The organism is Hydrogenibacillus sp. N12 (assembly GCF_019645935.1).
Lineage (GTDB): Bacteria > Bacillota > Bacilli > Thermicanales > DSM-22653 > Hydrogenibacillus > Hydrogenibacillus schlegelii.
In genome coordinates this window covers 794,873-819,848 of record NZ_CP080953.1, presented here as the reverse complement: position 1 = coordinate 819,848, position 24,976 = coordinate 794,873, and the positions used below count along the sequence as shown (strand labels likewise).

The window sequence follows — 24,976 nt, the reverse complement described above, 5'->3', positions numbered from 1 at the left end:
ACGGGCTTTCCGGCCGGGAAACCGTTCCGCTCCGCGCTCGCCTGCAAAAAGCGCAAAACGCCGCAAAAAGCGCCGCTTCCGGAGAAAGCGGCGCTTTTTCATGACCCCCGCTCCCTTTCCGGCATACGATGCCGGGAGGGGGGAGAGCATGCTCAAGACGATCCTCAACTGGTTCAAAGACGCCAAAAAGCACGTCAAGACGTTTATGCTGCCGGTGATCATCCTCTACTTCATCCGCACGATGTTCATCCCGACGTTCATCGACGTCCTCGTCCTCTTTATTTTATTTTTGATCTACGTCGGGGCGCTCCTCGAGTGGTACTGACAGCGCCTCCGCCAGGGCGACACGGGCGTAAAACGCCCGGAGCGCCGCCTGGGCCGCCTCCGTCCGATCGAGCAGGTGATCCCGGGCCTCGCCGGAAAAATGCCGCCGAAAAAATGCCAGCACCGTTCCGGGATAAAACAGGGCGGCGCGAAGGAGCGCCGCCTCCTCCGGCTGCCAGAGCCGGCGGCGCCGGTACGCGAAAAGCCCCGCCCTCAGGCGTTCCGCCGCCTCCGACCGAGCGGCGAGTTCCGGCGCCAGCGACTGAAAAAAAACCGCGAGATCCCGCACCGCCGGCCCCTCTTCCGCGCCCGTCCAGTCCAGAAGCACGATCCCGCGGGGCGTCAGGGCGATCCGCTCCGGCGCCGGCCGGGTGTGAAGGAGCACGACGTCCGTCGTCTCCCCTTCAAGGGCCGCCCGGAAGCGCCGCGCCGCCTCAATCGCCGCATCGAGGGCAAGCGTCAGCGCCTCTCGGGCGTGGACGAAAAGCACGTCCACCGGCGACGGATAGGCCCGACCGGCGGCATCCGCCGCCCACGCCTCGAGCGCCGAGCGCTCCGCCGTCCACCGGGCGATGAGGTCGTCCGCGGCGGCCCGAACCGGCGCCGCCGGCGCCGGGCGCCGGTAGGCGGCGTGAAACGCCGCCAGCGCCTCCAAAAACGCCGGCAACCAGCGCCACTCCCCGGCCCGCAGGGCGTGCCGGGCGGTGTCGGCCGCCACCCACGGAAACAGCGCGTACGCCCGGTCGCCGACGACGGTCACCGGCCGGCCCGATGGCGTCGGCACCGGAAGCAGGACGAACGGCTGCCTCAGGGCATAACCCAAGAGCCGCTCCACCGCCCGTTCGAACCGGCCGGCATCCGGAACCGCCGTGAGGGCGAAGAGCCCGCCGTCCGTCTCCACCCGAACCGTCCGGCGGAAGCGCGTCCACCGCCGGAGCTTGAGGCCGTACGCCCGAAGCGCCTCGCGAAGGAGCCCATCCTCCATCGGCGCCACCGCCCGACCCTTACCGCCGACGATCCGGCGCGTCGGGGATCAAAAGGCGCATCCCGGGCCGGAGATCGTTCGCCGCCCGGTTGGCGGCCCGGATCGCTTCCGGCGCCACCCCGTACCGCTCGGCGATCGTCTCGAGCGTCTCCGTCTCGCGGACAAAATGCCAGAGGAGCGGCCGGCGTCCCCCCTCTTTGATGCCGAACAGGCGCGTCCACAGGGACCCCGGCGAATCGGCGCCGGAAGGCGAATCGGCTTCGGCCGCATCCGTCGCCGAAGCCGCCGGCCCGACCGCCGGCGCTTCGCCGTCGCCCGGTTCGACGCAGGGACCCCGACCGACCGCGCCGAAGGCGTCCGTCGCCCCGACCGGCCCGCCGGACGCCGGCACGAGGACCGGTTCGGATCCGGCGGGACGGACCGCCTCCGGGCGCTCTCCGCCCGAACGCGCCTCTTTCGGCGCCTCCGGTGCATCGCCATAAGGCGCGCCGGCCGGACCGGGAGCCGGCGAAGCGTCCGGCGCGGCACCGCTTTCCGGCGGGCGGTCCGCTTCGGCGACCGCAGCCCCGCTTTCCGATGCCGGCGGGGATTCCGGGAACGCTTCCGGCTCCGACGCATCGCCGGCGCTTTCGAGCGAAGGCTCCGCCCCCGAAGGGGGCAGTTCTTCGATCCAGCCGAACGGACCCGGCGCCGCCTCTTCCCCGGCCGGATAAACCGGGTGCGGCCAGTGGCTCGTCGCCTCGAAGACGTCCTCCCGCTCCGCCTGGACCGGCTGAACGTACCCTTCGGCGGATACGCCCTCGAGGTCGATCACCGCCCGGATGAGGAGCCGATTCGGCGAAAGGAGCTCATACGCCAGGTCCTGGATGATCAGTTCGACGCCCGATTCGTCGACCCGTTCCCGGCCGAAGGCGATGTCGACCGGGATGCGGTAGTAGACGTGCCCTTTGCGGGCCTTTTTCGGCGTCACCGCCTCATCGAGGACGTCGGGGCGCACGTCGCCCTCCCCGGCGCCGGCCCGGTACTCGGCGGTAAAGGCGAGATGTCCCCGAAGGCGCAGGTGTTTCCCTTCATCGATGAGCTCCACATCCGGGATGAGCTCGACGCGTTCCATCCCCTCGATGTCCTCCAGCGGGACGTCGAGGGGAATCCGCTCCTTAAGCTCAAACGTCACCCGTCGCACCGCATCTTGCACCGCGTCCACCTCCTGCCACCCGGCCGGGATCTCCCGTACACCTTACGGCAGAAGGCGGACGTTTAGACCTTCCCCGGCGCCCGAAAGCCATGCTCGCGCCGCGATGAGGCGTCGATGCGCTCGGTCGGGCCGCTCTCGCCACGGCCAGGTTCCCTTCGTTTTTCAGCTGGGCACCCCGGTGCTCCGGGATGTCCTCGGCTGCGGCAAGATCGCCAGAAGGGGCAGCGGTTCCGGATGGCGCCACGTCTTGGGGTCGTCCGGATCGAACGCCTCGAGGTAGCGGATGACGGCGTTCGTAATCGGCGTCGGCGTCGAGGCGCCGGCAGTGACGGCGACGCGCTTTTTGCCGATCAGCCACGCCGGGTCGATCTCGTGAACGTTCGAGACCCGGACGGACGGCACCCCCGCGATCTTCTCCCCCACCTCGACGAGGCGGGCGGTGTTGTTGCTCCGAGGGTCGCCGACGACGATAAGAAGATCGGCGCCGCGGGCCTGGGTGGCGACAGCCGCCTGCCGGAGCTCGGTCGCCTGACAGATCTCGTTTTCCACCTCGGCGTGCGGATAGCGCCGGAGGACGGCCGCGATCAGATCTTCGACGTCCCACCGGCTCATCGTCGTCTGGTTGGTGACGAGGATCCGCTCCGCCGTGATCCGGAGGGCCTTCAGGTCTTCCTCCGTTTCGATGAGGTGGACCTTGCCCGGCGCGACGCCCATCGCCCCCTCCGGCTCCGGGTGGCCTTTTTTGCCGATGTAGATGACCTCGTAGCCCCGGGCGACCTTTTCGGCGATGAGCGCGTGGGTCCTCATCACGTCGGGGCAGGTGGCGTCCAGGACGACCAGGCCCTTTTCCGCCGCCCGGCGCCGGACTTCCGGAGAGACGCCGTGGGCGGTGAAGATGACCGTTCCGCGGTCGATCGCCTCCAGCGCCTCGAGCCGGTTCGGCGCGTCGACGGCCAGAACGCCGAGGGCGCGAAACGCCTCGACGACGTGCCGGTTGTGGACGAGCATGCCGAGGATGTGGATCGGCCTTGGAAGCGACGGATCTTCCGCCGCCCGCCGGGCAAGGACCATCGCATCGACGACGCCGTAACAGTATCCCCGCGGGGTGATCTTTACGACCTCCATCGCCTGTACCCGCCCCTTTCTCGCCTTTGCCGGCCGCCCGCGGCGCCTTTCGGCCGCCGGTCGCACCGGAGCCGTCGACCTGCCGCTTTGCCCGTGCCCGCTTCTCCGTTTGCCCGCCGGCCACGGCACGGCAGCAGAAACAAGCTCCCCGCGCCGCTTCAGCCGCCTAGGGCCGCCCGCGCCGCCCGGAACGCCCGCGCCGCCGCCTCGACCGTCCGATCGATCTCCGCTTCCGTATGGGCGAGCGACACGAACCACGCCTCGTACGCCGAGGGCGGGGCGTAGATGCCCTCCGCGAGGAGGGCGTGATAAAAGGCCCGAAAGGCCGCCTCGTTCTGCCGTTTGGCGGAGGCGAAGTCGGTCACCGGCCCGTCGGCGAAAAACGGGGTCAGCATCGACCCCACTCGGTTTAACGTGAGCGGCACCCCCTCGGCCCGGGCAGCCTCCGCCAGGCCGTCGGCGAGCCGTCGGGAGAGGGCTTCGAGCCGCTCGTACGCCGCCGCGTCGAGTTTCCGGAGCGTCGCCAGCCCCGCATGCATGGCGAGGGGGTTCCCCGAAAGCGTTCCGGCCTGATAGACCGGCCCGCTCGGCGCGACCTGCTCCATGATCGCCCGACGGCCGCCGTAGGCGCCGACCGGAAGCCCGCCGCCGATGACCTTCCCCATCGTCACGAGGTCTGGCATGACGCCGTACAGCCCCTGAGCCGAATGGAAATGCACCCGAAAGCCGGTCATCACCTCGTCGAAGATGAGGAGCGCCCCGGCCGCGCTCGTAAGCGCCCGAAGTCCCGCGAGAAAGCCCGGCGCCGGCGGGACGACGCCCATGTTCCCGGCGACCGGCTCGACGATGACCGCCGCGATGTCATCGCCATAAGCGTCGAAAAGCGCCCGAACCGCCTCCAGATCGTTGTACGGCGCCGTGAGCGTGAGCTCCGCCAGCGCCCCCGGGACGCCGGGGGAATCCGGCAGCCCGAGCGTCGCCACGCCGGATCCGGCCTTGACAAGGAAGCTGTCGCCGTGGCCGTGATAACAGCCGATGAACTTCACCACCCGCGAGCGGCCGGTCACCGCCCGGGCGAGTCGGAGAGCGCTCATCGTCGCCTCGGTGCCGGAGTTCACCATCCGGACCATCTCCACCGCCGGCATGCGGCGGATGACCTCCTCGGCCATCTCGAGTTCGACTTCCGTCGGGGCGCCGAAGCTCGTCCCCCGGCGGGCGGCCTCCGTCACCGCCCGGACGATGTCCGGGTCGGCGTGGCCGAGGATCAGAGGCCCCCACGACAGGACGTAATCAATGAAGCGGTTGCCGTCTTCGTCGAAAAGATACGGCCCTTCCCCTCGGACGATAAAAAGCGGCGGCCGGCCGACGGCGCGGAAGGCCCGCACCGGGCTGTTGACGCCGCCGGGAAGAAGGCCGACCGCCTTGTCGTAGAGCGCCCGAGAACGGCCGTCGCGCAACGTGATCAACGCCTCGGCTCCTTTCTGTGCAACGTTCGCCGCCCGTTGCCTGACCCTTCTCCCATTATGCCGGAGCCATGAATCTCTTGCAAGCCAGGTGCAGACCATCTTTTTCGGTCTGCTTCACGAACCGGCGCTCATCGTCGACGTCAACGCTTCATCGTCTGGTTCATAAAACGCTTTCTCATCGAATTGGCCTTCCCGTCGAGCGATAAACAAAGCGATAATCGGATCGCCCGTACGGTTGATCAGCGTCCGTCCCATATCCACAAGCGCATCGACGGCCAAAACAAGTCCTAAAGCCTCAAGCGGAAGTCCCAGGGCGGTGAGCACGACCGTGGTGGAGATCGATGCAGGTCCTGGCACGCCGGCGACGCCAATCGAAGAGATCGTCGCCACAAAAACGATCAGAATATCGTCGGTCCAGTTCAAAGGGATGCCGTACGCTTCGGCAGCAAAGATGGCGACGACGGCCGGCCAAACGCCTCCACAGCCGTTATAGTTCATGGCCGTCCCCAATGAGGCGACAAAGCTGGCGATGTTTTCGGGGATTTTCAACCGCTTGACCATGATCTCAATGTTGATCGGCAAGACCGCATAGCTGGAGCGCGTCGTAAAAGCCACAATCATCATTGGGTAGATTTTGCGTAAAAAAACCAAAGGCTGTACGCGATTCAAGAAGATGATCATGGGGATAAAAACGATGAGAAAATGAACGGCCAAGGCACCGTAGGTGGCGATGATGACTTTCATTAATGGCAGAAGCGTCTCCCATCCATAGGACGCACTCATCGCCGCGATGAGCATAAAGACGCCATAGGGAGTCAGACGGATGACGCTTTTGGTCACTTCATACATAATGTTTGCAAACGATTGCACAAAATTTTTGACGGATGCCACCTGATCAGGGTTCTTCCGTTCCAGTCCGACCATGGCCAGGGCAAAAAACAGCGCAAAAATGATGGCCGGAACGACCTTCCCTTTCGCCATGTCATCGATCGGATTCAAAGGCCATAAATCAAGCAGGACTTGCCAAAACGTCGGGATCTCGCGCGCTTTAAAATCGGACGGCAAACTTAAATTTACTCCGGAACCCGGGTGAATCAAAAGCGCGACGATGACGCCGATCGCCGCACCGAGTCCGGTGGTGATGAGAAACAGACCGATGGTGAGCCCACCGATGCGTTTGAGCTGCTCCGGTTGTGCCAAAGAAGTGATCCCGGATATAACAGCAGCGACGACAAGGGGCATGACGATCATTTTGATGAGATTGACGAACATTTGCCCAAACGTTTTGAGGCTATCATACGACGCTTGCGTTTGATGAAGAATCATACCGGTGACAAGACCGAGTCCTAAGGCGATCATGACCCGCGAACCAAAGGAAACGCGACGGGATCTGAGCCACGCCAAAACGAAAACAGCCAAAAACGCGAGGGTGAGCGACAAGGCATTCGTGGAGATGGCCTCAATGACGTTATGTTGCATGGTCTCTTCCCTCCAGCTGGCTGAAGACGAGGCGGTCGTCGACGAACTTTACCCCCCGAACCCGCTCGAAGGCCCGGAGAAGGTCGTCGATCTCCATTTGCGCCTTTTCCTCCGCCGAAAGATCGAGGACGATCTCCCCGGCGTGCATCATGATGAGCCGGTCGCCCATTCGGAGCGCGTGGGCCATGTTGTGGGTGATCATGAGGGTGGTGAGGCGCTTCTCCCGAACGATCTTCTCCGTGAGCCGAAGGACGAGCTCCGCCCGCTTCGGGTCGAGGGCCGCCGTATGCTCGTCCAAAAGGAGGAGCTTCGGCTCGACGAACGTCGCCATGAGGAGCGAAAGGGCCTGCCGTTCCCCGCCGGAAAGCGTCCCGACCTTCGTCTCGAGCCGCGCCTCGAGGCCGAGCTCCAGCGTCGCGAGCGCCTCCCGGTAGAGGGCCCGCTCTTTGGCCCCGACGAACGACCGAAGCACCCGCCGGCGCCCCCGGCGGTAGGCGAGGGCCATATTTTCTGCAATGGACAAAGACGGCGCCGTCCCCATCATCGGATCTTGAAAAACCCGTCCGATGAGGGCCGCCCGGCGATGTTCCGGCCAGCGGGTGATGTCGACGCCGTCCAGGACGATCCGGCCGCGGTCGACCGGGATGCGGCCGGCGATGGCGTTCATGAGCGTCGATTTGCCGGCGCCGTTCGAGCCGATGATGATGACGAACTCCCCCGGGACGATCGAAAGGGTCACGTCCTTGAGCGCCCGCCGGGCGTTCGACGTACCGGGATGGAACGTCTTCGACACCCGCTCGAGCCAAAGCCCGCCGGTCATCCTCCCTCCCCTCCTTTTTCCGCGGGCCGCACCCGGCCTTCCGCCTTGGGCCCTGCTCCGGCGCCGGCGCGGCCGGCCGCCGCCTGACGGCGGTCATCGCCGAAGACGTCCTCGGCGCCTTCCGCTTCCAGAAGCCGCTGAAGGCGGCGTTTTTCCAGAATCGGCGGGACGACGAGGGCGACGACGACGATGAGCGCCGTGAGGAGCTTGAGATCGTTCGGGTCGACGTTCAGCCGAAGGGCGGCGGCGATGACGAACCGGTAGGCGACGGCGCCGGCCGCCGCCGCGAGCGTCGCCCGGAAGATCGTCTGCGCGCCGAAGAGGACTTCGCCGATGATGACCGAGGCCAGCCCGACGATGATCATCCCGATCCCCATCTGCACATCGGCGTAACCCTGGTACTGGGCGATGAGACCGCCGGAGAGGCCGACGAGGGCGTTCGAGAGGATGAGGCCGAGGAGGATCGTCCCGTCGGTGTCGACACCGAAGCTCCGGATCATGGCCGGATTGTCGCCCGTCGCCCGGACGGCGGTCCCGAGATCGGTCCGCAAAAACCAGTCGACGGCGAGTTTCGCCGCGAAGAGAAGCAGGAAAAACACCGCCACGAATACGACGTGCCGGTCGACGCCGGCGGCCTGGGCCCATGCCTCGAGCTCGGTCTTGATGGTCTTCTGGTTGAGGAGCGACACGTTCGCCCGGCCCATCACCCGGAGGTTGACGGAATAAAGGGCGATCATCGTGAGGATCCCGGACAGAAGCCCATTGATCTTTCCTTTGGTGTGGAGAAGCCCGGTGATGAGCCCCGCCCCGGCGCCGGCCAAAGCCGCGATGGCCGCCGCCGCCCAACCGCTGACCCCGGCGACGATGAGGCTCGCCGCCACCGCCCCGCCCAGGGCGAAACTCCCGTCGACGGTGAGGTCGGGAAAGCTCAGCACCCGAAAGGTGAGATAGACGCCGATGGCCATGATGCCGAACAGAAGTCCTTGTTCCAGCGAACCGATCCAGAGGGCCATGGTGAGTCGGACACCCCGTTTTCTTCGTCATGAGACAGAGGCCCGTCCGCGAAAAAGGGCGCGATCGAAAGGCGCCATCACCGGTTCATTCGGGCAAAGAAAAAGAGCGGACCGGCTCCCGGCACACCGGCCCGCCGGACGCTCGGCGGCGCCCGATCAATATGTCACGTCCGCCCGTTCGAGGAGATCCCGGGGGATCTCAAGGCCGATTTTGTCCGCTTCCGTCTTGTTGACGTAGAGTTTGAGCTCCTTCTGCCGTTCGATCGGCATCGATTCGGGCTTCGCCTCGCCCTTTAAGATCTTGATCGCCATCTCTCCGGTCTGATAGCCGAGCTTGTAGTAGTCGATGCCGTAGGTGATGAGCGCCCCTTCCTTCACCGAATCGCCTTCGGCGGCGATCAGGGGAAGCTTGGCCGACTCGGCGACGTCGACGACCGCCCGGATGGCGGAGACGACGGTGTTGTCCGTCGGGATGTAGAGGGCATCGACCTTGCCGACGAGCGATTCCGCCGCCTGCTTCACCTCGGACGTGTTCGTCACCGCCTTCGGCACGAGCTCAAGGCCGAGGGACGCGGCCGCCTCCTTCGCCATTTCGACCTGCACGAGGGAGTTCGACTCGCCGCTGTTGTAGAGGACGCCGATGCGGTTGCCTTTGGCCAGCCGCTTGGCGAGCTCGAGCTGTTCCTTCACCGGGTTCATGTCCGTCGTTCCGGTGACGTTCCGGCCCGGCCGCTCGAGCGACTCCACCAGGCCGGCGCCGACCGGATCGGTGACGGCGGTGATGACGATCGGGATGTCCTTCGTCGCCTCGGCGACCGCCTGGGCCGTCGGCGTCGCGATGGCGAGGATGAGGTCGACCCGATCGGCGACGAACTTGTCCGCGATCTGCTTCGCCGTATCCTGGGATCCTTCGGCGTTCTGAATGTCGTACTTGACGGTCTTGCCTTCGACGTAGCCGCCGTCCTTGAGCGCATCGATAAAGCCCTGTCGGGCATTGTCGAGGGCGGGATGCGAGAGGATCTGCGTGATGCCGATCCGCTTCAACCCCGTACCGCCCGACGCGCCGTGGGTATCTCCGTTCTCCCCGGCCGTCGTGCCGCCCGAGGCCTGACCGCTCGCCCCGCTCTCTGAGGTCTTGCCCCCTGCCCCGGTGCCGCAGGCGGAGACGGCGACGAGGACGAGCGTGAGCGCGGCGAACGCCCCGAGCGCCTTGTGCCAACCCGACCATCCCCTGCGCCGCATGCGTATGGTCCTCCCCCGCTCTCCCGGGCGCCGATGCCCGGTTCATGCTGGATTTTTCCTTTACTCTCCGCTGCCCCGCTTTTGCGGTTCCGCATTCGCTTTTTCACAGCTCCCTTTTCCGCGGAAAAGGAGCGGCGCGGCAAAGCAGGATCGCCGCAAAGCGGTGGCGCTCTAAAACAAAAAATCTTGGATCAATCATAGCAGCCTTGCGGCGCCGCCGCAAGCGGATTTTCTTGCAAAGTTTTTCCGGGCGTTCCCCTTGACCGGCCCAATGCATAGCGGATAATGGATAAGGGAACCTTCTTTTTGCCGCTTTTGGACGCGGGGCCGGGGCGACGCTCCGGTGACGAGCCGGGAGCCTTCGGCCCACCTGGAAGCCCGGGAAGGCCGGCAGGCACCGATCGGCGGGCCGAATGCTTTTCGCCCCCCGGCAGCCGGGGCACCCCGGCTTGAGACCGAGCGAAGGGAGGAGGGTGTAGGATGAGCCGCTGGTGGCCCGATCGCCGGCGCCGGTCCAACTGGCCGATGTGGGACGACGTCGAGGCGATCATGGAACGCTTCTTCGCCGAGCCGCTGGCCGTCTTCGCCGGAACCGGCCGTTTCCGCACGGACATTCGGGAGACGGAAGACGCCTACATCGTCGAAGCCGAGCTTCCCGGCGTCGACAAAGACCACATCCAGATCCACTACGACGACGGCGTCTTAAGCATCACCGTCGAAGAGGCCGGCGGCGTCGACGAAGAGCGGGAGGCGTACGTCCGCCGGGAGCGGTACCGGGGCCGGCTGGAGCGGCATTTTTCCCTTGAGAACGTCGATCCGGACGGCATCCGGGCGACGTACAAAAACGGCCTGCTCACCGTCACGCTGCCGAAACTCAAGCGGACGCCGCCCAAAGGCCGGCGCATCGACATCGAATGATCGCCGAAAAAGCCGCCCGGACCCTCCGGGCGGCTTTTTTATCCGCGATCTTCCTCCCGCAGCCAGCGGGCAACGTCTTTGGCGTGGTAGGTGATGATGAGGTCGGCGCCGGCCCGCTTGACGCCGGTTAAGAGCTCCAGAACGACCGCCCGTTCGTCGAGCCAGCCGTTTCGGGCCGCCGCCTTGATCATCGCGTACTCGCCGCTCACGTTGTAGGCGACGAGGGGGTGAGGGAACGCCTCCCGGAGCGCCTTCACCACGTCCAGGTAGGCCATCGCCGGCTTCACCATGAGAAAATCGGCGCCTTCTTCGACGTCGCTGCGGGCTTCCCGGAGCGCCTCCCGGACGTTGGCCGGATCCATCTGGTACGTCCGCCGGTCGCCGAACGCCGGCGCCGAATGGGCCGCCTCCCGGAAGGGCCCGTAAAAGGCGGATGCGTACTTCACCGAATAGGCCATGATCGGCGTATGCTTGAATCCGGCCGTATCGAGCCCGTCCCGAATCGCGGAGACGAACCCGTCCATCATGTTCGACGGGGCGATGATGTCGGCGCCGGCTTCCGCCTGCGTCACCGCCGTCCGGACAAGGAGCTCGAGCGTCTCGTCGTTTAAGATCTCCCCGTCCCGGACGAGGCCGCAGTGGCCGTGGCTCGTGTATTCGCACAGGCAGTTGTCGGCGATGAGGACGAGCTCCGGATACGCCTTTTTCAGCTGGCGGAGCGCCCGCTGGACGATCCCCGCCTCATCGTAGGCGCCGCTTCCGACCTCGTCTTTGTGGTCGGGAATGCCGAAGAGGATGACCGCCGGGATGCCGAGGGCGAGGACGTCCTCGACCTCCTCGTTCAGCCGGTCCAGGGAAAGCTGGTAGACCCCCGGCATCGACGGCACTTCTCGCCGGATGCCGCTCCCCTCGGTGACGAACAACGGATAAATGAGATCGTCGACACGAAGATGCGTCTCCCGCACCATCCGTCGCAGGTTGGCCGACCGCCGGAGACGGCGGTGGCGGATAAAATCCCGCACGTCGATCGCTCCTTCTTGACGGGATCGACCCAAAGGCGCCGCTTAAGACAGAGGCCGCCCCGGCGCCTCGCCGAAACGGACCGCCTCGACGAGGGCGGCGACGAGTCCTTCTTCGGTGAAGGGCCGGGCCTCGATGACCGGCGCGAGGCCGAGGGCGCGGGCCCGGCCGGTCGTCACCGGACCGATGCTCGCGTACCAGAGCGGCCCACGCCCGGCGGCCGCCACCGCCTCGGCGACCGCCTCGGCAATCGACGGGCTCGTGAGCGTGACGACGTCGACGACGGACTCCCGGAGGAGCGCCTGGAGCCGTCGCACGCCCGCCTCGTCCCGGACGTTGTCATAGACGACCGCCGAGGTGACCTCAAGGCCGTACTCCCGAAGCGCCGGCGCCACGACGTCCCGGCTCAGCGTTCCCCGGACGATCACCGCATGTTCGCCGGGAGCAACCCGGCCGGCGAGCGCCTCGACGACGCCCTCGGCGGTGTACTCTTCGGCGACGACGTCCGCCGGAAGCCCGAAGGCGGCCAGGCGCTCCGCCGTCTTCGGGCCGACGGCGACCCGCTTCGGCCGCGCCGGAGAAAGGGGCGGAAGGGCCGCCTCCCGGTAGCGGGCAAAGAACGCATCGACGCCGTTTTGACTCGTGAAGATGAGCCAGTCCGCGGTCCGCGCCGCCTTCAGCGCCGCCGCCAGATCGTCCGTCAGAGGAAGCGGCGAGACGCAGATGAGCGGGACGTGGTACGCCCGGGCGCCGAGGGCCTTAAGTCGCCCGACGAGGTGTTCTCCCTGATGCTTGGCGCGGGTGACGACGACGACGCGCCCCGCAAGCGGCCGATCGCCGACGACCGCTTCGCCATCCACCGCCGCCTGCCCGCCCGGGCCGGACCCGGCGAACCCCGTCTCCCGTCTCGTCGGATCACCGGCCGGCGCCGGCCCGTCCCCGCGCCCCGACGCCCCGGAATCGCCGACGGCGGCAAAAAAGGAAAACCGCCTCATGCCTTCTGACCCTCCGTCGATCCATCATCGTCCTCTCCGGCCGCAAAGCGGGCGACCGTCTCCCCGGCGCCCTTGGCGATCAGCCGCTCCGCGAGCGCCGTTCCGACGTCCGGCGATGGTCCCCGGAGAACGCCCGACCAGAAACCGGAGCCGTCGGGTTCCGCGATAAATCCTCGGAGCGTCACCGTTCCGTCGGCCTCCACCGTCCCGTATGCTCCGAGGGGAACCTGGCAGCTCCCTCCGAGTCGGGCCAAAAACGCCCGCTCCGCCTCGACCGCTCGCCGCGTCGGCGCGTCGTCGAGGGGCTCGAGCCACCGAAGGACGGCCCCATCTCCCCGCCGCGCCTCGATCGCCAGCGCCCCCTGTCCGACCGCCGGGATGAACACCGTCGGGTCGAGCGGGACCGACCGGACGTCCAGCCCGAGGCGCTCGACGCCGGCCCGGGCCAGCACGATCGCGTCAAAGTCCCCCGCCATGAGGCGCCGGAGGCGGGTATCGACATTCCCCCGGAGCGGCCGGACGTCCAGGTCCGGCCGGAGGCGCCGAAGGAGGACGGTGCGCCGGAGGCTCGACGTGCCGACGACGGCGCCGGGCGGAAGCGCGTTCAGTTCCCGGCCGTCGCGGGTGATGAGGACGTCCTCCACCGGGCCCCGCGCAAGGATCGCGACGAGGGCCAGGCCTTCCGGCAGCACCGCCGGAACGTCTTTCAGGCTGTGGACGGCAAAATCCACCTCCCCGCTCAGCATCGCCCGCTCGAGCTCTTTGACAAAAAGCCCCTTCCCGCCGATCTTCGCCAGCGTCACCTCGAGCCGGCGATCGCCCTCCGTGACGTAGGGGGCGATCCGCACCCGGAGCGCCGGGTGACGGGACTCGAGGAGCGCACGCACTCGTTCGCTCTGGGCTAGGGCGAGGGGGCTTTTTCGTGACGCCAAAACAAGTTCCGGCATCGGCTGCCTCCTTTTTGTTTCCCCTCTGTAATCTTAACGCAAGCGGCGGCCTTTGGCGAGCCCGGACCGGCCGGCGCCGGACGGAAAAAGGCCCCGCCGCCGGCGGGGCCCGAAGCCGTCAGCCCGGCCAGGCGGCCAGGGCCAAAGAATGGGTCGTCCAGAAATTCAGCCAGAGCAGAAAAAACGCACCGGCGCCGACCCACATCGCCCGCCGCCACGGCCAGCGGGCGAACGTCCGGACGTAGACGAAAAAGCCGTAGGCCAGAAGGACCGCTCCGGAAAAACCGACCTTCGGATCCCGGAGAGCGCCGAAGCCGGCCTCCCCGAAGGCCCAGACCCCGCCGAGAAAGAGGGAGACCGCAAACACCGGCACCCCCACGAGCGCCGCCGTCCCGGCGTAGCGGGCAAGCTGTTCGAGAGGCGGCATGCGAAACGCCCGGCCCCGGACCCGCTTGGCGGCGAGCCACCCGTCGAGGAGGAGGTACAGCACGGAAAAGACGCCCGCCAGGACGAACAGGACGTACGCGACGAGGGCCCCGACGATATGGAGCACGAGAAGCTCCTCCCGGCCCGAAGGCCCCGCCGCCGGCGCCCCCGGCGGAAAGAGGTTGAGCGTGACGACCGCCAGGCCGACCGCGTTCGTCAAAAGCAAAAAAAGATCCGCCCGCACCACGGCGCTCAAAAGAAGCGAGGCGGCAAGAAGCAGCCACGCGTAAAGGAGCCGCGTCCGCTCGGCGACAAAGGCGGCCAGGGAGCCGTAGCCGATGAGTTCGACGGTGATCCCCGCCGTGAGCAAGAGAAACGCGCCGTTCAAAAAGACGAAGGCCGTTCGTCCGGCCGCCGGCGTCGGCCGGACGACATCGATAAACATGACGCTCACCGCCAGGCCGTAGACGGCGATCGCGAGATCAAGCAGCCAGCGCCCCACGAGCACGGCGGACGCCTCCGTCAGGTCGTCGCCGGCTCGCTCCGCCGGACGAGACGGACGCCGCCTACGCGGGGATCGCGGCGCGGCGCCTCCGGCGCCGGGCGTTCTCCCGTCTCCTCCTCTGAGCCGGAGCGATCAGCCAGATACGGTTCCAGGCGAAAGCTCTGGACGATGGCCGCCTGCGCCGCCCGGCCTTCCCGCGTTCCGGCGGTCTCCTTCAGGTAGAGGACGGCGTCTTGAAGCAGTCGGTTGACGAGGTTTTTCGTATGCTTCTCCAGAAGCCGCCGGCTCCGCTCATCGAGCGGCGGGAGCTTCCGAAGGAGGCTCTCCATCGTCTCCGCCTGAAGGGCCATCCCTTTCGCCTGCAGGGCGGCGATCACCGGCACCGCATCGAGCGTCTCCAGCCACCGCTCGTACGCCGCCACCTCACCGTCGATCGTCCGCTCGATCGCGGCGGCGATCCGCCGCCGCTCGGCGAGATTTTCCTCGACGATGCCCTGGAGATCATCGATGTCGTAGCAGAACACCTGCCCGAGGCCGTGGAGCGCCGGGTCGACGTCCCGGGGAACGGCGAGATCGAGAAAAAGAAGCGGCCGCTCCCGGCGCCCGAGCGCCGCCTCCAGCGCCGGTCGGGTAAAAATTGGCTCCGGCGCCGACGTCGCCGTCGCCACGACGTCCGCTTCCCGGGCGATCTCTACCCGCCGCTCAAACGGCACCGCCCGGGCGCCAAACCGCCGGGCCAGTTCCTCCGCCCGCTCCGGGGTCCGGTTGGCGATGAAAAGCGCCCGTACGCCCTGATCGGCAAAATGCTGCAAAAGAAGCCGGCCCGTTTCTCCGGCGCCGACGACGAGCACCCGCTTGGACGCGAGATCGCCGAAAAACGTCCGGGCGAGGCCGATCGCCACGTACGCCACCGAAAGGGGGCGGTCGTTCACCCGCCACGTCGTATGGGCGCGCTTGGCAAAGGCGATCGCCCGCTGGAAGAGGACGTTCAAAAGCTTCCCCGTCGCCCGATGCGCCCGCGCCGTCTCCCACGCCTCCCGGACCTGGCCGAGGATCTCCGTCTCGCCGAGGACCATCGAATCGAGACCGGCGGCGACGCGAAAGAGGTGCCGCACCGCCTCCCGATCTCGGAGCACGACCAGATGCGGCCGGAGGACATCGGCCGGGAGGCGAAACCAGCGCACCATAAACGAAAGCGCTTCCTCCTCGGCCGCTTTCATCGTCATTCGGTCGGTGACGAGGTAAAGCTCCGTGCGATTGCATGTTGCGACGATCACCGCTTCGACGAGGCTCCGGTGCGAAAGAAGCGTCCGGTACGCCTCCGGAAGCTGTTCCGGCTGGAACGTGCAGCGCTCCCGGATTTCGACCGGCGCCGTCCGGTAGTTGAGACCGACGGCAAGAAGATGCATCCCCCATCCCTCCTTTTCCGCCCGGCTTGCGCCGGCGGCGGAGGAAAAACGATTCGCCGATGAGTCCGATTCCAATCTGCGGTTATTATATCACAACCGCTTTCATCGCCGGACATCGAAAAACGGCCGTTTTTGTCACCGACGTGACAAAGCCGGACGTCCTTGGGGAACGCCGCGCACGGAGGGCGTGTCCCTCACCGCTTCCCGCTCACCGGACGGCACGACCCCCTCCGGTCCCCGTCCGCCGGAGGGCCTGTCCCTCGCCGCTTTTCGCTCACCGGACGTAGGTCAGTTCCGCGCCGATCACCTGGCCGCGGCCGTTTCGAATCGGACGGGCCTCGATCGTCATCCCTTCGACGGGCGTCGCCACCGCCGGCTCCCCGGTTTGAAACACCTGTTCCGCCGCCCGGCGAAACGGCGATTCGTGGGAAAGGAGGGTGTGGACGAGCTCGAGCTGCGGCCGGCCAAAGTAGCGGACGCCGCCGGGGTTGACGGCCATGATGCGAAAGCGGCGGTTGACGATCAGCCGGACGACGGTATCCGGATGGCCGAGGGTGTAGATCGGCCGCACAAGGTCCATCGGATCGACGCCGAGCACCTGGGCGAGTTCCGCCAGCTTGCGGATGGAGATGTTGTTTTTCCCGCTTTCGATCCGGGCGACGAACGGCTGTTTGACCCCCATCTTTTCCGCCAGGTCGGCCTGCGTGAGCTTGAGCGCTTTTCGAAGGCGCTTGACGTGGTAGGAGACCCGCTTTTCGATGCTGTCGTCGATCGTTTCCAAAAAGAGCGGGTCGTCCTTCAGGACCTGTTTGACGTACTGGGCCAGTTCATTCATCGTCGCTTCGGCTCCCCGTCGTTTCCCGAGTTCGGCGGATACAGAGTAGGCTATATTATAACAAACCTGCTCGGAAAGTCCATAGAAAAATTCGCCCGACGCCGATATAATAGCCCTTAACGCGACCGGTCCCGTCGATCGGCCCGGCGGGCCTTCGGTGCAGAACGCCCACCTTTCCGAAGGAGCGTGTCCATGATTTCCCCTTCCGTTCCCTCGGGGCGAACGGCTCTCGCCGGCGACCTCGCCCTCCTGTTCGTCACGTTCGTCTGGGGGACGACGTTCGTCGTCGTCCAGGACGCCATCGCCCACCTCCCGCCGTTTTCCTTTCTCGCCGTTCGCTTCGGCCTCGCCTTTCTCCTCCTCCTGCCGTTCGCCCTCCGGTCGGGCGGCGCCGGGGCAACCCGGGCCGGGATCGGCATCGGACTCTTTCTTTTCGGCGGCTACGCCTTTCAGACGTTCGGCCTGCTCTTTACGACGCCGGCCCGATCGGGATTCATCACCGGTCTGTCGGTCGTCCTCGTTCCGGCTTTGAGCGCCCTTTGGCTCCGGGAGCGGGTGCCGACGGCGGCGTGGGCGGGCGTCGCCCTGGCCTTCAGCGGGGTCCTGCTCCTCGCCGCCGGGGGACGGCCGTATCCCGCCGACGGCCCGGCCGGCGGATGGGAGACGGGCTTGGGCGATTTCTTGACGTTTCTCGGAGCGCTCTCATTTGCGCTGCAGATCGTCGCCACCGCCCGAGCCAGCCGCCGGCACCCGCCGGCGGCCCTGGCGACTTTTCAGGTCGGCACCGTCGCCGCCCTCTCCGCCGCGGCGGCGTTCGCCGTCGAAGGGGGAGCGATGCTCGATCCGGCGCCTTACCGGGTGCCGGCGGTCGCCTTCGGCCTTTTTGTCACCGCCGTCCTGGCGACGGCCCTCGCCTACTGGGTGCAGTCGGCGGCGGGGCGCCGGACAAGCCCGGTGCACGTGGCGATCATCTTCGCCCTGGAGCCGGTGTTTGCGGCGCTCACCTCGTGGGCGACCGGCCACGAGCCGCCGGCCGGCCGGGTGATCGCCGGCGGGCTTTTCATCGTCCTCGGGATGCTCGTCGCCGAGCTTCCGTCGGCCGTCCTCGCCGCCCGGGCGTCCGGAAGCGACGGAACGTCCGGAAGTCTCGAAGCGGCGGCCGATAAACGACGGCGCCCGGCCGGGGCGCCCGGCCTCAGCGGAGCACCCGGAGGGCGCCGTGGATCGCCTTCCAGAGGTCGTCTTTTCCTTCGCCGGTAACGGCGGAAAAGAGGATCGGCCCTTCGTCGACGGCGAGGCGAAGCTCGCCGGCGATCCGGCGGGCCTGTTCGAGCGCCCGGCCGCGGCCGAGTTTGTCCGCTTTCGTGGCGACGACGAGCGTCTTCAGGCCGTGGAAGACGAGCCACTGCCGCATGAGGCGGTCGTCTTCCGTCGGCGGGTGCCGGACGTCGACGAGCTGGAGCACGAGTCGGAGCGCCTCCCGCGTCTTGAGGTAGCCCTCGACGAGGCGGCCGAACTCGCGCCGCATCGCCTTCGACACCTGGGCGTAGCCGTAACCGGGGAGGTCGACGAGGACGAAAGTGTCGAAGCGATAGAGGTGGATGAGCCGCGTCTTCCCCGGCGTCCGGCTCGTCCGGGCGAGGTTGTTCTGCCCGGCGAGGGCGTTGATGAGGGACGATTTGCCGACGTTGGAGCGGCCGACGAGGGCGATCTCCGGCCGCTCCGGCGGCGGAAGGTCTTTAAGGCGCGCCGCCATCCGCCAGAGGTGGGCCCGGCCGCTCATGTTTTCACCAGCGCCGCGTCGAGCACCTGGTCCATGTGGTCGACCAAGATGAAGGTGAGCGCCCGGCGGACGACCTCGGGAATGTCCTCGAGGTCTTTTTCGTTGTCCTTCGGGAGGATCACCCGCCGGAGGCCCGCCCGGTGGGCGGCGAGGCTTTTTTCCTTGAGGCCACCGATCGGAAGCACCCGGCCCCGGAGGGTGATCTCCCCGGTCATGCCGACGTCGTTCGCCACCGGAATGCCGGTCAGGGCCGAGACGAGGGCGGTGGCGATGGCGATGCCGGCCGACGGGCCGTCCTTCGGGATGGCCCCTTCCGGAATGTGGATGTGGACGTCGGTCTTCTCCCGGAACGCCGGGTCGATGCCGAGGCGCTCCGCCCGGGAGAGGACGTAGCTCATCGCCGCCTGGGCCGACTCTTTCATGACATCTCCCAGCTGACCGGTGAGGAGGAGCTTCCCGCTCCCGGGAAAATGAGTCACCTCGATCGACAGCGTCTCGCCGCCGGTTTCCGTCCAGGCGAGGCCGGTAACGACGCCGACCTCCGGCGCCCGTTCGGCGATGCCGTGCCGGAACCGCGGCCGGCCGAGATACGCCTCCAGCGTCCGGGGCGTGATGACGACGCGCTTTTTCTCGCCGGAAACGATGAGGCGCGCCGCCTTCCGGGCGAGGGCCGCCAGCATGCGCTCCAGCTCCCGGACGCCGGCCTCCCGGGTGTAGCGGCGGATGAGCTCGAGCAGGGCCTCTTTTTCAAAGGCAACCTGCCCGCGCCGAAGGCCGTGGGCCTCGAGCTGCTTCGGGATGAGGTGCCGCTCGGCGATGTGGAGTTTTTCGATCTCGGTGTAGCCGCTGATGGAGATGACTTCCATGCGGTCGAGCAGCGGCCGCGGGATCGTGTGGATCGTGTTGGCGGTGGCGATGAAAAGGACCTCTGAGAGATCGAACGGCTCTTCGATGTAGTGGTCGGAAAAGGCGTGGTTCTGCTCCGGGTCGAGCACCTCGAGGAGGGCGCTCGCCGGGTCGCCGCGGAAATCGGCGCCGAGCTTGTCGATCTCGTCGAGGAGCATCACCGGGTTTTTCGTTCCGGCCGTCCGGAGCCCCTGGATGATCCGCCCCGGAAGCGCCCCGACGTACGTCCTCCGGTGGCCCCGGATCTCCGCCTCGTCCCGGACGCCGCCCAGGGCGATGCGGACGAAGCGGCGGCCGAGGGCCCGGGCGACGGAGCGGCCGAGGGACGTCTTGCCGACGCCCGGCGGGCCGACGAGGCAGAGGATCGGCCCTTTCATCCGGTCGACGAGCTGACGGACGGCGAGGTATTCGAGAATGCGCTCCTTGACCTTGGCGAGGCCGTAGTGGTCCTCGTCGAGGATCCGCTCCGCCCGCCGGAGGCTCTTGGCATCCTCGGTCCGCTCCTCCCACGGGAGGGCGATCAGCCACTCGATGTACGTCCGGATCACATGCCCTTCCTGGGCCATCGGCGGGATGCGCTCGAGGCGTTCGAGTTCCTTGTCGATCTTCTCCCGGACGTGAGCCGGGAGCGCCTTTTTCGCCGCCTCCGCCCTGAGTTCCTCCACCTCGGCGCTCCGACCTTCCCGCTCGCCGAGCTCCCGCTGGATCGCCTTCATCTGTTCCCGGAGGTAGTATTCTTTTTGCGTCTTTTCCATCTGCTTTTTGACGCGCTGACTGATGCGCCGCTCGAGCTCGAGCACTTCCTGCTCGTTCGAAAGGAGCTCGAGAAGCCGCTCCAACCGGCGCTTGACGTTCGTCTCTTCGAGGAGCGTCTGGCGATCCTGCAGCCGAAGGGCCAGGTGCGCGGCGATGACGTCGGCGAGCCGCCCCGGTTCGGCGATATCGGCGATGCTGGCGAGGGTCTCCGGCGAGATCTTCCGAGAGAGGCGGATGACCTGCTCGAATTCCCGGACGACGGCCCGCATGAGGGCCGTCGTCTCGACGTCGTCGCTCGTCTCTTCTTCGAGCCGCTCGTAGCGGACGGAAAAATACGGCTCCACCGTTTCATAGGCGACGATGCGGGCCCGGGCTTCGCCCTCGATCAGGATCCGCACCGTTCCGTTTGGGAGCCGAAGCATCTGCTTGATGAGGGAGATCGTGCCGACGCCGTAGATATCGTCCGGCGCCGGCGAATCGAGATGCGGATCTTTTTGCGCAGCGAGGAGCAGCCGATGCGCGTCGACCATCGCCGCCTCGAGGGCGGCGACGCTTTTTTCCCGCCCGACGTCGAGGTGGACGACCATTGTCGGAAAGACCATGAGCCCCCGAAGGGGAAGCAGGGGAAGGATGGACTCGGCGCCGCGGGCCATCTCGGTCATCGGCGACACCTCCGTCCCCTCATTCTAGGCCTCTTCCGACGGCGACGCAAGGTCGGCCACGCCGGTCCCCGGGGCGGCGGGCCGGTATCCGCCCTCCCGCCGGACGGCGGAGCGATCGAGAAACCCCGGCACCGGCGCGGACGCCGGGGCGGACGGCGCCGGCAGGAGGGCGGCGGCCAGCACCTCTTCGATCGTCCCGGCAAAGACGACCTCGAGGCCTTCGCACGAACGGGCTTCTTCGTTCGCCTTCGGGACGACGACGCGGCGAAGGCCCGCCTCCCGGGCGGCGTCGAGCTTGGCCCGAACCCCGCCGACGGGAAGCACCTCCCCGCGGACGCTGACCTCGCCGGTCAAGGCCGTCCGGGGATCGACCGGCCGGCCGGTGAGGGCGGAATACAGCGCGACGAACACCGTGACGCCGGCGGACGGGCCGTCCAGGGGAGCGCCGCCGGGAAAGTGAACGTGAAGGTCGTGGTCGACCACCCGAAAACCGAGGCGGCCGAGGAGCGTGCGGACGGTCTCGGCGGCGCCGAAGGCCAGGCTCTTTCGGGTGAGGGTCCGGCCCCGGCCGCCCAGAGCCTCTTCTTCGACGATCCCGGTGACGGTAAACCGGCCAGCGCCGGGGCGGCGGGCGGGGACCGCCGTCGCCTCGACGTCGATCACCGCGCCGAGGCTCGGCCCGTAGACGGCCAGTCCGAGCGCCCGGCCGACCTCCGGCCGCTCCGGCAGGCGGGCCTTCGGCCGCGGCTGAAGCCGGCTCGTGTCGATCACCCACCGGATGTCCCGGACGCGGAGGTCCCGCCGCCCCTCGGTGAGGGCGACGCCGTAGGCGAGCTGGACGACCGCGACGACCTCACGGCCGTTCTGGGCGTAACGGGCGAGGAGTTCCAGCGCTCCCGGCTCGACGGCGGCGCCGAGCTTGCCCGCCGCCCGCCGGGCGATCGTCTCGATCTCCCGCTCGGTGAGGGGACGGAAGTAGACTTCGACGCAGCGAGAACGGAGCGCCGGCGGAAGCTCCTCCGGCAGGCGGGTCGTCGCGCCGACGAGACGGAAGTCTGCCGGAAGGCCGTTCTGGAAGATGTCGTGGATGTGCGGCGGGATGTTCGGATTGTCGGGGCTGTAGTAGGCGCTCTCCAGCCGAACGAGGCGATCTTCAAGGACCTTGAGGAGCTTGTTCATCTGGATCGGGTGGAGTTCACCGATCTCATCGATAAAAAGGACGCCGCCGTGGGCCCGGGTGACGGCGCCGGGCTTCGGCTGCGGCACGCCGGCCTGACCGAGCGCTCCGGCCCCCTGGTAGATCGGATCGTGGACCGAGCCGATCAGCGGATCGGCGATGCCCCGTTCGTCAAAGCGGGCCGTCGTCGCGTCGATCTCGACGAAGGGGGCGTCGGCGCGAAACGGCGAGAGGGGATTTTTCTTCGCCTCTTCCAGCACGAGTCGGGCGGCGGCCGTCTTTCCGACGCCGGGCGGCCCGTAGATGATGACGTGCTGGGGGTTCGGCCCCATGAGCGCCGCCCGCAGGGCCTTGAGGCCCTCCTCCTGACCGACGATCTCATCGATCGACGCCGGCCGGGTCCGCTCCGACAGCGGCTCGCTCAGGGCGATCGCCCGAAGCCGCCGCAGCTCCTCCATCTCCCGGCCAGTGCTCTGGTGCTGGGCCAGCCGGCCGGAACGCTCCCGGCGGAGGAGGTTCCAGAAATACAGCCCGACGGCCAGCCCGACGAAAATCTGAAGCACGATGAGGAAAATCTGGACGCTGATCACGGCACCTTCGGCCTCCTCGCCCACGCCGCTCGAGGGCGGCGGACGTCTTCTGCCCATTATGGCCGAAGGGCCGAGGGGCTAAACGCCGCCGGCAAGATGCCGGGGTTTCGGAGACCGGGAGCTACCGCCGGCGCGCCCGGAAAGCCGCCGGAAGGTCGGAGGCGAGGGCGCCGGCCGGATTCCGTCCATCGGTTCCGCCCGTCGGTTCTGCGGCGTCGAAATCGGGACATAAAAAAGCCGGTGCCCGGATGCTTCCGGACACCGGCAAGCCCGCCGGCGGCGCGTTCAAAGCGCTGACCGATCGCGCGCTCGAGATCGATCGCGCGCTCGAGGGGTTTCCGCTCGCGCGTTCGAGGTTGTTCGCCGCGTGCGCCCTCAGGCGGTCTCCTCCGTCTTCAGGGCGATCAGGCGGCCGTCCTTCCCGTAAAGAAGGGGCGGCAACCGGCGGGTGACCGTCTCCGGCGTCACGACGACTTTGGCCACGTCCTTGCGGGACGGGATCTCGTACATGACGTCGAGCATGATCTCCTCGAGGATCGCCCGAAGCCCCCGGGCGCCGGTCTCCCGCCGGACGGCTTCCTTGGCGATTTCCCGAAGCGCCTCCGGCATAAACTCAAGCTCGACGCCGTCCAGTTCGAAGAGCTTTTTGTACTGCTTGACAAGCGCGTTCCTCGGCTCGGTGAGGATGCGGGTGAGCGCCTCTTCGTCGAGGGGATCGAGGACGGAGATGACCGGCACCCGCCCGACAAACTCGGGGATCATGCCGAACTTGATCAGGTCTTCCGGCGTGACCTTCTTCAGGTATTCGCCTTTCTTCAGGTTGACCGACTGGACATCGGCGCCGAAACCGATCACCTTCGCCCCGAGGCGGCGCTTGATGATCGTCTCGAGGCCGTCGAAAGCGCCGCCGACGATGAAGAGGATGTTTGTCGTGTCGATCTGGATGAATTCCTGATGCGGGTGCTTCCGGCCGCCCTGGGGCGGGACGTTGGCGACGGTGCCTTCGAGGATTTTGAGCAGCGCCTGCTGCACGCCTTCGCCGGAGACGTCCCGGGTGATGGACGGGTTTTCCGACTTCCGGGCGATCTTGTCGATCTCGTCGATGTAGACGATGCCCCGCTCAGCCTTCTCGATGTCGAAGTCGGCCGCCTGGATGAGCCGAAGCAGGATGTTTTCGACATCCTCGCCGACGTACCCCGCCTCGGTGAGGGTTGTTGCATCGGCGATGGCAAAGGGCACCTTGAGCATCCGGGCAAGCGTCTGGGCGAGCAGCGTCTTCCCGCTCCCGGTCGGGCCGATGAGGAGGATGTTGCTCTTCGACAGCTCGACGTCGTCTTTCTTCTTATCGGAATAGATCCGCTTGTAGTGGTTGTAGACGGCCACGGAAAGCGCCTTTTTCGCCTGCTCCTGGCCGATGACGTACTCGTCGAGGAAGCGGCGGATCTCCACCGGCTTCGGCACGTCTTTGAGCTCTTCCGTCGCCGTCTGGTCGTTGTCCTCTTCGATGATCTCGTTGACGAGCTCGATGCATTCGTCGCAGATGTAGACGCCGGGGCCGGCGACGAGCTTTTTCACCTGATCCTGCGTCTTGCCGCAGAACGAACAGCGGATCGGGCTCCGGTCGTCGGTCTGTTTGGCCATCTTCCTCACCCCTTTTCCCGGTGCATCGACTGGGCGCTCGTGATCACCTCGTCGATGATCCCGTACGCCTTGGCCTCCTCCGCATCCATGAAAAAGTCCCGGTCGGTGTCCCGCTCGATCCGTTCGAGCGGCTGCCCGGTCCGTTCGGCCAAGATGCGGTTCAGCCGATCCCGGGTCCGGATGATCCACTCGGCGTGGATCTTGATGTCCGCCGCTTGCCCGCGGGCCCCGCCCAGCGGCTGGTGGATCATGATCTCGCTGTTGGGAAGGGCGTAACGCTTCCCTTTCTCGCCGGCGGCAAGAAGCACCGCGGCCATCGACGCCGCCATCCCGATGCAGATCGTCGAGACCGGCGCCTTGATGAACTGCATCGTGTCATAGATGGCGAGCCCGGCGGTGACGGAGCCGCCCGGCGAGTTTATGTACAGATAGATGTCCTTGTTCGGGTCTTCCGCTTCCAGAAAGAGGAGCTGGGCGACGACGAGATTGGCCACGTGATCGTCGATCGGCGCTCCGAGGACGATGATCCGATCCTTGAGGAGACGGGAGTAGATATCGTAAGCGCGTTCGCCGCGCGTCGACTGGTCGATGACGATCGGAACGAGCATCCCTCTCCGGCCGGAGCAAAGCCTCCGCCGGACGTCACCTCCTTTTTTCTTCGATCCTTTCTACCCCTCATTGTACCGGATTCCGGCGCGTTTGTGAATGTGCGGCGCCCGAACCCGGGCGCCGCACGGGATCGGCGCCGGCCGACCAC

The 24,976-nt window shown here is 67.1% G+C and carries 22 protein-coding genes; 3 read left to right on the top strand and 19 right to left on the bottom strand.

Translation table 11 applies throughout. The features are described from left to right. The first annotated feature begins 148 nt into the window (after nucleotides 1–148). Complete coding sequence (locus K2M58_RS03840; RefSeq protein ID WP_169793297.1) at nucleotides 149–325, top strand: hypothetical protein; 177 nt, start codon at nucleotides 149–151, stop codon at nucleotides 323–325. Here the strand turns inward: K2M58_RS03840 and K2M58_RS03835 are convergent. The 8 genes from K2M58_RS03835 to K2M58_RS03800 all read right to left on the bottom strand — a co-directional run bounded on the left by K2M58_RS03835 (nucleotide 284) and on the right by K2M58_RS03800 (nucleotide 9,649). Continuing rightward, entirely contained in the window at nucleotides 284–1,318 is a 1,035-nt protein-coding gene (locus K2M58_RS03835; RefSeq protein ID WP_220678357.1) for a hypothetical protein, read from the bottom strand. The two genes, K2M58_RS03840 and K2M58_RS03835, sit on opposite strands and share 42 nt — an antisense overlap. Before the next feature lie 10 nt (nucleotides 1,319–1,328). After that, complete coding sequence (locus K2M58_RS03830) at nucleotides 1,329–2,513, bottom strand: LysM peptidoglycan-binding domain-containing protein (protein ID WP_220678356.1); 1,185 nt, start codon at nucleotides 2,511–2,513, stop codon at nucleotides 1,329–1,331. A 153-nt stretch (nucleotides 2,514–2,666) separates the two neighbouring features. Beyond that, a complete protein-coding gene (locus K2M58_RS03825) occupies nucleotides 2,667–3,629 on the bottom strand; it encodes a 4-hydroxy-3-methylbut-2-enyl diphosphate reductase (RefSeq protein ID WP_220678355.1) in 963 nt (320 codons plus the stop codon). Nucleotides 3,630–3,787: 158 nt separating this feature from the next. After that, entirely contained in the window at nucleotides 3,788–5,086 is a 1,299-nt protein-coding gene (gene hemL / locus K2M58_RS03820; protein ID WP_252393589.1) for a glutamate-1-semialdehyde 2,1-aminomutase, read from the bottom strand. Between the two features lie 123 nt (nucleotides 5,087–5,209). After that, nucleotides 5,210–6,574: a dicarboxylate/amino acid:cation symporter gene (locus K2M58_RS03815; RefSeq protein ID WP_220678353.1), complete on the bottom strand. Its 1,365-nt coding sequence runs from the start codon at nucleotides 6,572–6,574 to the stop codon at nucleotides 5,210–5,212. Beyond that, nucleotides 6,564–7,394 (bottom strand): ABC transporter ATP-binding protein, encoded by an 831-nt coding sequence (locus K2M58_RS03810; RefSeq protein ID WP_220678352.1) that lies wholly within the window; start codon nucleotides 7,392–7,394, stop codon nucleotides 6,564–6,566. Before K2M58_RS03810 ends, K2M58_RS03815 begins: the two co-directional genes overlap by 11 nt. Continuing rightward, entirely contained in the window at nucleotides 7,391–8,407 is a 1,017-nt protein-coding gene (locus tag K2M58_RS03805) for an ABC transporter permease (RefSeq protein WP_220678351.1), read from the bottom strand. Before K2M58_RS03805 ends, K2M58_RS03810 begins: the two co-directional genes overlap by 4 nt. 156 nt (nucleotides 8,408–8,563) lie before the next feature. Further along, nucleotides 8,564–9,649 carry an ABC transporter substrate-binding protein gene (locus tag K2M58_RS03800; protein ID WP_220678350.1) on the bottom strand — a complete coding sequence of 362 codons (1,086 nt, stop codon included), beginning with the start codon at nucleotides 9,647–9,649 and terminating at the stop codon, nucleotides 8,564–8,566. Between the two features lie 480 nt (nucleotides 9,650–10,129). Between K2M58_RS03800 and K2M58_RS03795 the strand changes: the two genes are divergently transcribed. Beyond that, entirely contained in the window at nucleotides 10,130–10,567 is a 438-nt protein-coding gene (locus K2M58_RS03795) for an Hsp20/alpha crystallin family protein (protein WP_220678349.1), read from the top strand. Nucleotides 10,568–10,605: 38 nt separating this feature from the next. On the opposite strand, the gene hemB is transcribed toward K2M58_RS03795, so the two are convergent. The 6 genes from hemB to K2M58_RS03765 all read right to left on the bottom strand — a co-directional run bounded on the left by hemB (nucleotide 10,606) and on the right by K2M58_RS03765 (nucleotide 16,704). Next, a complete protein-coding gene (gene hemB / locus K2M58_RS03790) occupies nucleotides 10,606–11,595 on the bottom strand; it encodes a porphobilinogen synthase (protein ID WP_220678782.1) in 990 nt (329 codons plus the stop codon). 36 nt (nucleotides 11,596–11,631) lie between these two features. Beyond that, nucleotides 11,632–12,582, bottom strand: coding sequence for a uroporphyrinogen-III synthase (locus tag K2M58_RS03785; RefSeq protein ID WP_220678348.1), 951 nt, complete (start codon nucleotides 12,580–12,582; stop codon nucleotides 11,632–11,634). Continuing rightward, complete coding sequence (gene hemC, locus K2M58_RS03780; RefSeq protein WP_220678347.1) at nucleotides 12,579–13,529, bottom strand: hydroxymethylbilane synthase; 951 nt, start codon at nucleotides 13,527–13,529, stop codon at nucleotides 12,579–12,581. The genes K2M58_RS03785 and hemC overlap by 4 nt, the downstream gene beginning before the upstream one ends. Nucleotides 13,530–13,647: 118 nt before the next feature. After that, nucleotides 13,648–14,463 (bottom strand): cytochrome c biogenesis protein CcsA, encoded by an 816-nt coding sequence (gene ccsA / locus K2M58_RS03775; RefSeq protein WP_220678346.1) that lies wholly within the window; start codon nucleotides 14,461–14,463, stop codon nucleotides 13,648–13,650. Between the two features lie 14 nt (nucleotides 14,464–14,477). After that, complete coding sequence (hemA, locus tag K2M58_RS03770) at nucleotides 14,478–15,869, bottom strand: glutamyl-tRNA reductase (RefSeq protein ID WP_220678345.1); 1,392 nt, start codon at nucleotides 15,867–15,869, stop codon at nucleotides 14,478–14,480. Between the two features lie 274 nt (nucleotides 15,870–16,143). Continuing rightward, on the bottom strand, nucleotides 16,144–16,704 hold the full coding sequence (locus K2M58_RS03765) for a helix-turn-helix domain-containing protein (protein ID WP_220678344.1): 561 nt from the start codon (nucleotides 16,702–16,704) through the stop codon (nucleotides 16,144–16,146). Between the two features lie 192 nt (nucleotides 16,705–16,896). On the opposite strand from K2M58_RS03765, the gene K2M58_RS03760 reads away from it, so the two are divergent. Further along, on the top strand, nucleotides 16,897–17,964 hold the full coding sequence (locus K2M58_RS03760; protein ID WP_220678343.1) for a DMT family transporter: 1,068 nt from the start codon (nucleotides 16,897–16,899) through the stop codon (nucleotides 17,962–17,964). Here the strand turns inward: K2M58_RS03760 and yihA are convergent. The 5 genes from yihA to clpP form a co-directional block, all read right to left on the bottom strand. Then, entirely contained in the window at nucleotides 17,900–18,487 is a 588-nt protein-coding gene (gene yihA, locus K2M58_RS03755; RefSeq protein ID WP_220678342.1) for a ribosome biogenesis GTP-binding protein YihA/YsxC, read from the bottom strand. The two genes, K2M58_RS03760 and yihA, sit on opposite strands and share 65 nt — an antisense overlap. After that, a complete protein-coding gene (gene lon, locus K2M58_RS03750) occupies nucleotides 18,484–20,811 on the bottom strand; it encodes an endopeptidase La (RefSeq protein WP_252393587.1) in 2,328 nt (775 codons plus the stop codon). Before lon ends, yihA begins: the two co-directional genes overlap by 4 nt. 24 nt (nucleotides 20,812–20,835) lie before the next feature. Continuing rightward, a complete protein-coding gene (gene lonB / locus K2M58_RS03745) occupies nucleotides 20,836–22,575 on the bottom strand; it encodes an ATP-dependent protease LonB (protein WP_220678780.1) in 1,740 nt (579 codons plus the stop codon). Between the two features lie 378 nt (nucleotides 22,576–22,953). Then, nucleotides 22,954–24,219: an ATP-dependent Clp protease ATP-binding subunit ClpX gene (gene clpX, locus K2M58_RS03740; protein ID WP_220678341.1), complete on the bottom strand. Its 1,266-nt coding sequence runs from the start codon at nucleotides 24,217–24,219 to the stop codon at nucleotides 22,954–22,956. A gap of 5 nt (nucleotides 24,220–24,224) precedes the next feature. Continuing rightward, on the bottom strand, nucleotides 24,225–24,827 hold the full coding sequence (clpP, locus tag K2M58_RS03735) for an ATP-dependent Clp endopeptidase proteolytic subunit ClpP (protein ID WP_220678340.1): 603 nt from the start codon (nucleotides 24,825–24,827) through the stop codon (nucleotides 24,225–24,227). Nucleotides 24,828–24,976: the final 149 nt, after the last annotated feature.